The sequence below is a fragment of the Lysinibacillus sp. LK3 genome (genome assembly GCF_001043675.1).
Taxonomy (GTDB): Bacteria; Bacillota; Bacilli; order Bacillales_A; family Planococcaceae; genus Lysinibacillus; species Lysinibacillus capsici.
On record NZ_LDUJ01000040.1, the window covers coordinates 23,216 to 35,125 of the forward strand.

At 31.9% G+C, this 11,910-nt stretch carries 9 protein-coding genes; 8 read left to right on the forward strand and 1 reads right to left on the reverse strand.

Features of this window, described 5'->3' with window-relative positions; genetic code table 11:
• Nucleotides 1–150: 150 nt before the first annotated feature.
• Nucleotides 151–1,020 (reverse strand): LysR family transcriptional regulator, encoded by an 870-nt coding sequence (locus tag VK91_RS21840; RefSeq protein WP_048395868.1) that lies wholly within the window; start codon nt 1,018–1,020, stop codon nt 151–153.
• Between the two features lie 91 nt (nt 1,021–1,111).
• Between VK91_RS21840 and VK91_RS21845 the strand changes: the two genes are divergently transcribed.
• The 8 genes from VK91_RS21845 to VK91_RS21885 all read left to right on the forward strand — a co-directional run.
• Nucleotides 1,112–2,299, forward strand: a complete 1,188-nt coding sequence (locus VK91_RS21845; RefSeq protein ID WP_156181910.1) for an MFS transporter — start codon at nt 1,112–1,114, stop codon at nt 2,297–2,299.
• A 1,053-nt stretch (nt 2,300–3,352) separates the two neighbouring features.
• On the forward strand, nt 3,353–3,571 hold the full coding sequence (locus VK91_RS23390; RefSeq protein ID WP_369700631.1) for a FadR/GntR family transcriptional regulator: 219 nt from the start codon (nt 3,353–3,355) through the stop codon (nt 3,569–3,571).
• A gap of 439 nt (nt 3,572–4,010) precedes the next feature.
• Entirely contained in the window at nt 4,011–4,859 is an 849-nt protein-coding gene (gene accD / locus VK91_RS21860; protein WP_048395874.1) for an acetyl-CoA carboxylase, carboxyltransferase subunit beta, read from the forward strand.
• Entirely contained in the window at nt 4,852–5,808 is a 957-nt protein-coding gene (locus VK91_RS21865; RefSeq protein ID WP_048395876.1) for an acetyl-CoA carboxylase carboxyltransferase subunit alpha, read from the forward strand. Before accD ends, VK91_RS21865 begins: the two co-directional genes overlap by 8 nt.
• A gap of 1,874 nt (nt 5,809–7,682) precedes the next feature.
• Nucleotides 7,683–9,134 carry an ATP-dependent endonuclease gene (locus VK91_RS21870; RefSeq protein WP_082148195.1) on the forward strand — a complete coding sequence of 484 codons (1,452 nt, stop codon included), beginning with the start codon at nt 7,683–7,685 and terminating at the stop codon, nt 9,132–9,134.
• The gene (locus tag VK91_RS21875) at nt 9,070–9,753 is read left to right on the forward strand and encodes a UvrD-helicase domain-containing protein (protein WP_197078745.1); all 684 of its coding nucleotides are present in this window, start codon (nt 9,070–9,072) and stop codon (nt 9,751–9,753) included. Before VK91_RS21870 ends, VK91_RS21875 begins: the two co-directional genes overlap by 65 nt.
• On the forward strand, nt 9,723–10,139 hold the full coding sequence (locus tag VK91_RS21880) for a 3'-5' exonuclease (protein ID WP_048395879.1): 417 nt from the start codon (nt 9,723–9,725) through the stop codon (nt 10,137–10,139). The genes VK91_RS21875 and VK91_RS21880 overlap by 31 nt, the downstream gene beginning before the upstream one ends.
• A gap of 890 nt (nt 10,140–11,029) precedes the next feature.
• The coding region (locus tag VK91_RS21885) for a hypothetical protein (RefSeq protein WP_048395881.1) at nt 11,030–11,910 on the forward strand (881 nt) is incomplete at its 3' end.

Genomic DNA, 11,910 nt, shown 5'->3' on the forward strand with positions numbered 1-11,910 from the left:
CAAAACGGCGCTTTGGGACGTTCCACTACACTTTTTAGGTGTTTTTAATAAATCTAAAAGGCTATACATAAAAAAATTCCTTTTTTTCCTTTTATCATGAGTTACATGAATAAAGGAAGTTCTATTTTGAAACGTAATCGCTCCAAATGTTCACTTAAAAACATTTTTTGCCACATGGAGAAATTCCTTAACTGCAGGAGAAGCATTTACAATAGAATGACAGGCAAGTGCTACTTCACGGCTGTTTTCAATATTTAGTTTGCTGATTTTTATGTTTTGCTGTGTTTTTAAGTATAATTCTGGACCTATCGTAACGCCAAGTCCTTCCTGTACCATATTAGCGATGGTTGTACAGTCGTGTACTTCAAAAAGAATAGATGGTTTAATTTGCGCTTCTGCAAATAATTCCTCAACATGTGATTGGTACATCCCTGTTGGCATAATAAAGAATTCATCCATTAAATCATTCATTTCTACAATTTCTTTAGAGCGGAAATGATGAGCAGAGTGATAAGCGACTACCATCTTGTCTTTAATCAAAGGAACCAAATCGAAATTTGGGCTTGATTTTCCTTTTACTACAAATCCAATGTCAATAATGCCTGAACCCAACCATTCCGTAATTTCCTCATAGGTTCCTTCATAAAATTTAAATTCTATTTTAGGATGCTTTTTCCGGAATTTTGCAAGTAATTTAGGCAATAGGCAGGAAGAAGCACTTGCAAAAGTGCCGATACGAATAATACCTGTTTCCAAGCTTGTCATAAGTGCAATTTCTTGATTAATGACTTCCACTCTTTTCAATATTTCTCTGATATGCGGCAGAATTTTTTGTCCCATTTCTGTAAGTGTTATTCCTTTTTTTCGATCACGAATTAATAAAGAAACTCCCCATTCAGATTCTAAACTCGCAACTGCATGGCTCACGGCAGATTGAGTCATATTTAATGTTTCAGCAGTTTCTGTAAAGCTTCCTAGCTCGACTACTTTTGCAATGATTTCGTAGCGCACAATAGTCATGAGTAATTACTCATCTCCCTTATCAAAAACATCAATTTTACTTATGTTAACATGGAACTTAAAATAAAAACAGCAGTTCAAATATAAGGAGATGTACAAATTGAAAAATAATATAAATCAACTAATCATCATACTTTTAGCTTTAGGAGCTTTTGTAACAGGAACAGCAGAGTTTGTTGTTTCTGGAATTTTAGAACTGATTTCTTTTGAATTAAATGTTTCAATTTCAATAGCTGGCCAGTTGATTACGATTTATTCTTTATCTTATGCTATTGGAGCATTGGGATTGGTCATGCTAACGTCTAAATTTGACCGTAAAAAAGTGCTTTTAAGTGCCATCTCTATATTTATTCTAGGAAATCTAGTTGCATTTTTCAGTTATAATTTCATCATTCTTATGTTATCCCGAGTCATTATGGCAATGAGTGGAGGGCTGTATATTGTTGTTGCTACCAATTATGCCGCTCAAATTGCAGTTCCAGAAAAAAGAGGTAGTGCAATGGCAACAGTCATTACAGGTTTCACTGTTTCATTAGTACTTGGAGTGCCTATTGGAACATTTTTAGCTGGACATTTTGATTGGCACTATATTTTCTTGATCATTGTGCTTGGTACAGTTTTTTTAATGATAGGTCTTTATAAATTATTACCAGCTATAAAAGGAAACCAACCGTTGCCATTTACACAACAGCTACAAATAATGAATGATAAACGAGTCCTAACTGGTTTAATGACAACGATTTTTTGGATTTTAGGTTATACGATGGTGTTTGCCTACATTGCTCCATTATTAAGTCATACTGCTGGTTTTTCTATAGAAATGACAAGTATCGCATTATTTGTTTTAGGCACATTTGCTTTTATTGGCTCACGCTTTGGAGGATATGCGGTAGATAGATGGGGACCTAATCGAACAATAACATTAAGTTTATGTGTTCATATCATCTCTTTATTTGTACTAGCATTTACACAGTATAGGGCAGTGGGTGTATTTGTCACACTAGCTTTTTGGGGAGTAGCAACTTGGACAACGACACCAGCAAAGCAGTTTTATCTGATTTCACTAAAACCACAATCCTCTGAAACAGTACTTAGTTTTAATACCGCCTTAATGAATGTGGGAATGATGCTGGGCTCTGCATTAGGAGGAATCATTATTCAATATATTAATATAGAAAATTTAAGCTGGATTGGTGGAATATTCGTAATACTCTCACTTATTTTTATCAGATGTTCTTTCTACCTAAATAAAAAAGTTATGAAGCACCATAGACTTTAATGAATTAAAAAGTAATTTCTAAACTCAACTGCCTTGATATTCAGGGAATATTAGGTATTGTTTATATTGAAGAAATAACTGATTTTACTAAGGAGACTATTTCAGTAATTGGAGATGAAGTTTTGTTAATGGTTTTTTCGATGTTTTTAAACACTTATAGTACTGAGACAATTAATAAGATTCAATCTAGTATAACTGAACATTCAACAGTTCAAGAAATACAAAAAAATTATCGTAAATCTAAATCAGATTATTTACCTTATGATTTAGGGATATTACGTAATGGAAGTCATATAAGATTTGGGAAAAGCCGACAATCTAGACTATTCAAGAAACAAAAATTTCTAAAAATACAATAGTTGAGGTAATAGAAAGAAAAAAATAATCTGGGTAAGAGTGCAAATAGAAGAAAATAATAGCTGTTTAAATGGATGGATAGAGGAGTTAAAAATTAAAAATTGTTGATTGATATTAAAAATCTAAATAGAATACTTAAAAATCAGAACTGTCCTTTAAAGTTCCAAACTTTCTAAGGGCAGTTTCTTGTTTCAAAAGCTCTTTTTTAGAATTTAATCATTACTCATTTTTAATAAACAACAAAGCAGCAAGGAACGATTTCTGTAACCTTATTCCCGCAAGTTTTTCATCTTGTTCAGGAGCTTTTACTAGAAGCTGAATTGCTTTACATTGAGAGAACGCTTGAAAAGCGCTTTGGTAGACCTCAAGTGAAAATAAAATATACACAAACGACGAAAAGAATATGAAATTGAAGGAAATTTTAGAAACTGTATAAATTTTTATGCAGTTTTTTCTTTACTTTCAAATAATTATTTTGTAAGATAAAGCCAACTTCAAAAGTGGCCAGACCACTTTTGAATTCATTCAGTAAGAGACGCCATCATCTGAAGGTGGTGGATTTTGTTTCTTTTTAGTAGGTATCCAAACACCTACTGAATGAAGATGAAGCCTTTGGATGCATTGTTTATCTGCGCGAAAGGAAAGCGACAGCAATAATTATTCCAAGGCGAATAGATTGACCGAGGAGTTGATCGTATGGATAAAAAAACCGAACAAAAGAAAGTGTTTTTAGATATCGTCCAACAATTACGACAACTTATTAAAATAGAAAAAATACAGGCTGGTGAAAAGTCACCTTCCGAAAGAGTCCTTTCAGAACGTCTAGGTGTCGGGCGATCCTCTGTGAGAGAGGCATTGCGAAGTTTAGAGTTATTAGGTCTTATTGAAACGAGACATGGGGAAGGACGTTTCTAGCTTCTACAAAAGCATCAGCTCGTAGAAATATTGTCGATGTTTATATTAGAAGATGAAAAATCAAAAAGGATGCGAATTAACGCGACAAATTCATGATAAGGAAGCCATTCGCGTTATAAGTTGTACAGAGACTCTGCGAACACTACCAGTGTGGGGCAGTTTTTTTGTAAAGCTAGAGATAGAAAGTACGATTAATTGTCGGGATGTTTAACGAGAAATAATCATCACGTCAGGAAATCGACTTTCACTAAAAGTTTGGTTTCAGTTAGCAGTTTATGCCGGTGACCGTTTAAATCGAAACTCAACAGAAGAAGAAAAATTAATCATTCAAACTATGTTGAAATCGATACAGCTTGGCTATGAAAAAGAAGCATTAAAAGCTTACCAACAGTGGATGAATGTTGAACAAGGCATTTAGACAACAAAGGGGGAGTAAAACATGGTAGTACGTAGCTTATTTAGTAAAAAGAAAGAGGAAGGGCAGGAAAAGGGATTTCCAGAAGGACTTATGACAAAATGTCCAGAATGCCGTCACATTCAGTTAACAAAGGAATTAGAAAAAAATCATAAAGTGTGTACAAAATGCGACCATCATTTCAAAATGACTGCACAGGAGCGCGTAGCATATCTCTTAGATGAAGGTTCATTTGTTTCAATGGATGATCATTTACAAACAAGTAATCCACTTAATTTCCCTGATTATGTAGAAAAAATTTCAGTGGCTAAACAACAAACGGGATTAAGCGAAGCTGTACTGACTGGGTTAGGTACTCTTGATGGAGAAGAAATTGTTGTAGCGATTATGGATTCTCATTTCCGTATGGGCTCAATGGGCTCCGTTGTAGGAGAAAAAATCACACGTGCCGTTGAAAAAGCTATTGAATTACGTGTACCGATTATTATTTTTACTGCTAGTGGTGGAGCGCGCATGCAAGAAGGTATTCTATCATTAATGCAAATGGTAAAAACGAGTGTGGCATTAAAACGTCATAATGAAGAAGGACTATTATTTATTTCGATCATGACGCATCCTACATACGGTGGCGTTTCAGCAAGCTTTGCTTCTGTTGGAGATATTAATATTGCAGAACCGCAAGCATTGATTGGCTTTGCTGGTCGCCGTGTAATCGAAGAAACATTAAGAGAAAAATTACCAAATGATTTCCAAAAGTCGGAGTTTTTACTAGCGCATGGTCAGCTTGATGCAATTTTCCATCGGAAGGATTTACGAAACCAAGTAGCAATACTTGTAAAAATGCATACAAAAGGCGGTGTGCAATATGTCTAAAAATTTAGCTTTTGAAGAACCAGTCGTACAATTACGAGAAAAAATTGATGAATTAAAAACGATTGCTACAGAGGCAAATGTAGACATGACAGGCGAAATCGAAAAGCTTGAAACACGTCTAACACAGCTAGAACAATCTATTTATGTCAATATGAAGCCATGGGATCGTGTACAGGTTGCTAGACATCCAGAACGACCAACAACTTTACAATATATAGAAGCGATGTGTGAAAACTTTATTGAGTTACATGGAGATCGTACATTTGGTGATGATGCAGCTATTCTTGGAGGAATCGCTCTCTTTGAAGGACAGCCCGTAACCATTGTTGGACATCAACGCGGAAAATCAACTAAAGAAAATATTCGACGAAATTTTGGTATGCCACACCCTGAAGGATATCGTAAGGCATTACGCTTAATGAAGCAAGCTGAGAAATTTAAGCGCCCAATCATTTGTTTTATTGATACAAAAGGAGCCTATCCAGGTAAGGCAGCCGAGGAACGCGGCCAAAGTGAAGCCATTGCTAGAACCCTCTCTGAAATGGCGATTCTAACAGTACCAGTTATTAGTATTGTTATAGGGGAAGGCGGAAGTGGTGGTGCCATAGCATTAGGGGTAGCTAATCGCGTCTTTATGTTAAAGAACTCAACGTATTCGGTTATCTCGCCTGAAGGGGCTGCATCGATCTTATGGCGAGATGGTAGCCTAGGGAAGCAAGCTGCAGAAGCAATGCGGATAACAGCACCTGACTTAAAAGAGCTTGACGTTATTGATGGAATAATCCCTGAAATAACGGGTGGAGCACACCGCAATGTTGTGAAGCAAGCATCTTATATAAAAGAATGTATAAGCGTCACACTAAAAGCATTAAATTCTCTAAATGGCGAACAATTAATTAAAGATCGCTATGAGAAATTCAGAAAGATTGGACAATATACAGAAGTTTAAATTCATTTTTAGGTTATTGGACATGTGAATTTGTTCGTAAAGAGATAAAAAATATTTCCTAAATAAATTAATATCCTAATGAATGATGGAAGAAAAAAGAGTTGTAGTTTGTAAAAAAGATTGAGCATTTATAATAAAGTTCGATTATTTATAATATAGTTTGATAAAAATAACTTCGCATTTAAATAAAACCCACGCATTTTGATCAAACTTTTTTCAAAATGCGTGGGTTTCTTCTATTATAAAATCAACGATTGCAACAAACTTTTAATCAAACTCTATTCCAAACCAACACTTTTGTGTCTTATTAATTTGCTTTAAGTGACCATTTACACAGAGTAATTTAATCTTTATGAGTTTTCATCTGTCCATAAAAATAAAATGTCTAAAAGTTCTTGTCCAGAGAATCAAATATCCTTAAAACCCTTGTGCAAGAAGGTGGGTTTATGAAAGTGTCTAAAAGTTCTTGTCCATATAAATACAAGTACAGATATTATGGGTAGTTGATGAATCAAGGCCCTCCACCACGCAAAATAATTTTAGTTTACATAATATAAATACCTGAGTCACAACTTTTTAATTATCGGATGTTTCTCATAATTTATCGTTCAAAAGGGGATTATTCGTTTAAATAATGCTAATTATCGTTTAATGTAGATTTGGCCAATATTCATAAAAATTATTCAAAGAGTGATGAACTTAGCTGGATGTTTCAGAATCACGATACATATGGTATATGTGAAGATGGTGAAACTAGATATAAAAAAGAGATATAAATATGGAAAAAGAAAAGATGTGTGGTAATGGGTGCTGTTTGAATTGTTGGCCAAATCATTGAGGAAGTTCGATTAGATAAGTACATTCCAGTTACGGTTAATCCTACAATAAGTAAGGCGTTTTTTTACAAGAGGGTGCAATTCCAGAGAGAAAATTGCGCTCTTTCTTTATGGGCGAAATCTTGAAATGATGTACTTAAACTCTTGGTAGATTAGTGAAAAAAGACTTTGAATATTATTAAAATGAAGATGTTCTTATTGTCCAATAAAGAACTAACAGAGAAATACAATTAGTTATTTAAATTAGTTAAAAAGATTGTTTCTTTACTTAATAAAGTTGACTCAATTCATACTTTTGCAGAATGGATTGATAGAATCTTTACTAAAGCTTTTGACTGGCATTTCATTGGAAAAGTGTTTACCTTTTGCACAGAAGAGGTTAAATAAAATAGAAAAAGAGTGGTACAGATTAGAAAGGACACTGACCTTCCAAAAGAGTAAGAGCAAAAATATTCAGTTGAATAATTCAGTCTTTAATTGGGTGCTATTCTAGATCAAGGAAGCGCTTATTATCCATTTTGGGGCTAGATTGTGAAGCAACAGTACGTCTTTCATATAAAAGGGGATATTAAATTCACTAAATTAACAATATAATTTAATACCTTTTATATCATATCTTAATATGGTAAAGTTACCCTTAGAATTTGTTAATTGCACGGAGGAGAATATGGCAAATATCCACTTTACTTATGCCCTAGCAAGACTGCTCAAAAATTAAAAATTGTTGAAATTCCAAATAGAATAGTTAAAAAATCAGAACTGTCCTTGAAAGTGCCAAACTTTCAAAGGGCAGTTTCTTGTTTCAAAAGCTCTTTTTAGTATTTAATCATTACACATTTTTATTAAAGAAAAAGTAGCAATTAATCCTCAACTCAACTATTTTTAATACTTTTAATTGTTAATTTTCATGTTAAGGCGATTATTCAAGAAATGTTTTTTTTAGCATATATTGTATATTTAGAGTTTATCTTGGAAAATAGCTGATATAATTGAAATAAGGTAAATTTTTTAATATTTATATTGATTGGTGGGATTTAAATGCATATTTCGAACCTAAATATTTCTGGATATAAAAATACTAAAGGGGACTCGAAAATAGAGTTTAACAAAGGACTGAACATATTAGTTGGTGAAAATGGTGCTGGAAAAACTACGATTATTAACGCAATAAGGCACCTACTTAGAGAAAATGAATTCTCATATTTGAATATAAATGAAGATGATTTTTATGTTTCATTAGACAAGAAATATTCAGCTCCAAAGATAAAAATAGATTTAACTTTTGAATCATTAAATTCGAATGAACAAGTAACTTTTTTGACTTGGTGCGATGAAGGTTTTAATGCCCAACTTCACCTAGAAGCTAATTCAAACCCAAACAGAAAAGGTTATTATAAAAAAGAAATTTGGGGAGGAGTATCCAAATCAAGTATCTTCGAAGAAGAAACTTTTGAATGTATTGATTGTATTTACCTTCCTCCTTTGAGAGACGCAGAAGAAAAGTTGATTAATGGCCGGAAATCTAGACTCGCCCAACTATTAAAAAAGCAATTTGGTGATAATAAAGAAACACTGGTACAAAACGTATCAAACTTTAACAAACAAATTACGAACAATGTCGATGGTAATTATAATGAAATCGAATTTGCTAAAAATAATATAAATAAAAAGCTAAAAGATACATTGGGAAAACGTCTTGGTCAAAGTGTAAATTTACAATTTGCTGAAACTACATTTAATAGAATTGTTGAAAGTATCAGAATGGTTTTTTTTCCTGGTATTCAGCAAAATGATCCAGATATGTTTAGAGATATTTCTGTAAATAGTCTTGGTTATAATAACTTGCTTTACATAGCTACTGTTTTTGCTGAACTCGAATTATTAAAAGATAATAATGTGATGACAGTGTTGTTAATTGAAGAACCGGAAGCTCATTTGCATCCACAGCTTCAAGTGAAATTTATAAAATATTTAGAAGAATTAACAAAAAATCTTGAAAATATGCAAGTCTTTATTACAACTCATTCACCAGTGTTAGCATCATCAGTAGATCTTGATAAATTAATTCATATTGTTAATCAAAATGAAAGTATCATTGCGACTGCCCTTAAAAATATTAATTTAGGTAGAAGCAAAAATTACATAAATCGTTGGTTAGACATAACAAAGTCAACTTTGTTATTTTCAAAAGGGATAATATTGGTTGAAGGAATAAGTGAGGCTATGCTTGTTCCAGCTTTTGCAAAGATAGTTCTTGCTCAATATAATGAATCTGCATTAAAACATGCAAAGGAAGTGTTACCCAATTCATTAGAGGAGGCTGGTGTATCTGTTATAAATATTAACGGAATTAATTTTACACATTTTATGAAATTGTTCTCAAATTGTGTTGAGTCTGAAGGCGATAAAAAACTACCAGTTTTTTGTGCAGGAAATAAATATTTTAAATATATTACGGGACTCGGGATCTGTCCTGCATTTCATTGGTGATTTAAACCAGTCTATATATGGATTTAAAAATGCTAATCCAGAAGAAACGTTAAATTTCGTTTCCACCTTAAAAAAAATGCAACTGACAGATAATTTTAGAAGCTGTCATTCTATAGTTAAAATAGCAAATACAATTTCATCTATAAATAAACCCAATAGAGGCCTCGCTGAGGACTTACTTGTTGAAAATAGTGTTCACTATTTAGAATACAAAGATATAAATTTGTTAAAACAACAATATTTAAATTTTCTTAAATCAGTTAATATTTCTCCTAAAAATGCATCAATATTGGTTCGTCAACAGTCTCTAAAGAATGCATTTGAAAAAAGGGACGGAGAGAGTCCACATTTACTAATAGATGCTCTACAGCTATGGAGCACTAAGATTCCCGCTAACCAAATATTAGCTCTTGAGTTTGCCGGTAAACATCTTCAAAAGTGGTTCGGAAGTGCAAAGGGTACTAAAAATTACTATTGTCCAATTGGTATTACCTCTGTTTTTAAATGGAGAATTTTTTTAAAGGATTTTTTGGAATCTTTTTCTAACTATCCAGACCTTTTAAATTTTAACAATAAAACTTATGGTGAATGGTATCAGTTATTAAAAAAAATGCGTTAACCCTAATAAAAGACCCCTATAAAAATTTGGAGAATTTTGATACCGAAAATCGTGACTTTAGTGAATTAAAACATAGGACTCCAACAGGAACAGCCAAAAAAGCGATAAATATAATTACTACTATAGACAATTTAGAGTATCCTTCTGTTAACACTATTCATTCAGTTAAAGGTAAAGAGTATGATGCAGTAATGGTGGTATCAAGTCAACGAAATTCTGGAAGTGGTCATTGGAAACAATGGATTGAAAATGATAGTGAAGCCCGAAGAATTGGATATGTTGCAAGTACTAGAGCAAAATATTCACTGATATGGGCTGTGCCAACTTTAAACCAAGAAGAAAAAGATAAATTAGAAGCTTATGGGTTTAAACCAATTAAAATTTAGATTAAATCCCAAAAACGGAAATTATTTAATCACCTTAACTTGTTGGGTGATTTTTTTAATCCTCCTCCACGCCAAATAATTTTAGTTTACATAATATAAATACCTTGGTCACAACTTTCTAATTATCGGATGTTTCTCATAATTTATCATTCAAAAGGGGATTATTCGTTTAAATAATGCTAATTATCGTTTAATGTAGATTTGTCCAATATTCATAAAAATTATTCAGAAGAGTGACACACTTAGATGGTTGTTACTATATCTTAACAAAGGAGAAAAAGAATACCCCTTTTCATTATTAGGATAATCTTTCGGTTGGTTAATCACTTTTTTTAATGTGTCCTTGACATAGGTGCCAGTTTACGAATCTGATCGCTCTTAAATCGATATTATGATTGTTTGCTAACCACCATTCAGAGAAATCCATCTTCCAGTTTCAAGAGAGTATTACAGCCCCTGAAAAACTCGTCATTTACATTTTTTCTACCTCGATAATCCAACAATCCAACTAAATATTAATTAAATATATTAATCATTTTATTTCGTACTATATTTCTTCAGCTAATTGATACAACAAAAGCACCAATGATATCAGATACATATTGTTTGTTGTTAATAAATGTACCCTTGTTGGTTTTTGTAAATAACTTAATCAATATACTCTATAGAATAATGTTTGATCATAAGTGTGCTACAAATAACTTTTCTCCTAACAATACTGTATTGACATTATATTCTCCTTTGTAAAGTAGTAGTAAAGTGACTGTAGTGGTAATATATAATTATAAAATACAAAGGGGGTTTTAACCATTTCAGTTAATTATTTCAGTAAGAAAAAAACTGGAGGGTCTCATTTAGCAAATGGCATTGCTTATCAGGATTTAGTTAGTATGCTTTATACATTTGACTCTATACGCGATCCAAAATTCAAAGAAATAACATTTGAAACAAATGATGATTTTACAATAATTTTTGATGAATATGAAATTTATGCTCAAGTAAAAAAAGAAAAACTGACAGATACAAAAATAAAAAGAATTTTAGAAAATAATAAGGATACATCGCATAATGTAAAACAACATATAATAGCATCTGAAATTCAAGGGAAATTAAAAAATAATTTAATTTATCTTTCTAATGCAATTAATTCTGAATTTAATTTATCGAAGCAGTATGCAATTAAAGAAGAATTCAGAGAACTTTTTCAAATTAATAGTATACCTCTTGATTTAATAAAAAATTTAGTCTTAGATGAAATACCTGAATCAAAGTTAATACAATTGGTAAAGTATAATATTTATGTTTGGACTCGGGATGAGAACTTAGATATAGATATTGACGGGGTGTTTGATTCATTAATTACTAATATTTCATTAAATTTGAGACCTAATAGGGGGTATATAAATAAGCAAGATATTTACGATATATGTCTTAAGTATCCATCAAAGAAAAGAAGCTTGAAAAACAATTTACATAATAATTCTTATTGGGCTAAAGATGAAATTATTTTACTTGCTCTACAAAAATATATTAATGAAAAAGAAAGATTAGCTACAGAACTAACTTTATTAAAGGTACGTATAGAAAATAAAGATTATATTGAAGCTGAAAAATTAATTAATAATTATTCAGAGTATATGCCGGATTTCGAGTTTTATAAACTTTGGATAATGTATAAATTAAATAAATTCCAATTGCTTCAGGAATATTGTGATACATTAATAAAAAACGATAAAAGTATTTATTACTCCAATTATTTTAAAAGCTTATA

Bases quoted from the DNA above. Each gene is read 5' to 3' on its own strand.
- VK91_RS21840 (WP_048395868.1), bottom strand. From the start codon at position 1,020: ATGACTATTGTGCGCTACGAAATCATTGCAAAAGTAGTCGAGCTAGGA.
- VK91_RS21845 (WP_156181910.1), top strand. From the start codon at position 1,112: ATGTACAAATTGAAAAATAATATAAATCAACTAATCATCATACTTTTA.
- VK91_RS23390 (WP_369700631.1), top strand. From the start codon at position 3,353: ATGGATAAAAAAACCGAACAAAAGAAAGTGTTTTTAGATATCGTCCAA.
- accD (WP_048395874.1), top strand. From the start codon at position 4,011: ATGGTAGTACGTAGCTTATTTAGTAAAAAGAAAGAGGAAGGGCAGGAA.
- VK91_RS21865 (WP_048395876.1), top strand. From the start codon at position 4,852: ATGTCTAAAAATTTAGCTTTTGAAGAACCAGTCGTACAATTACGAGAA.
- VK91_RS21870 (WP_082148195.1), top strand. From the start codon at position 7,683: ATGCATATTTCGAACCTAAATATTTCTGGATATAAAAATACTAAAGGG.
- VK91_RS21880 (WP_048395879.1), top strand. From the start codon at position 9,723: ATGGTATCAGTTATTAAAAAAAATGCGTTAACCCTAATAAAAGACCCC.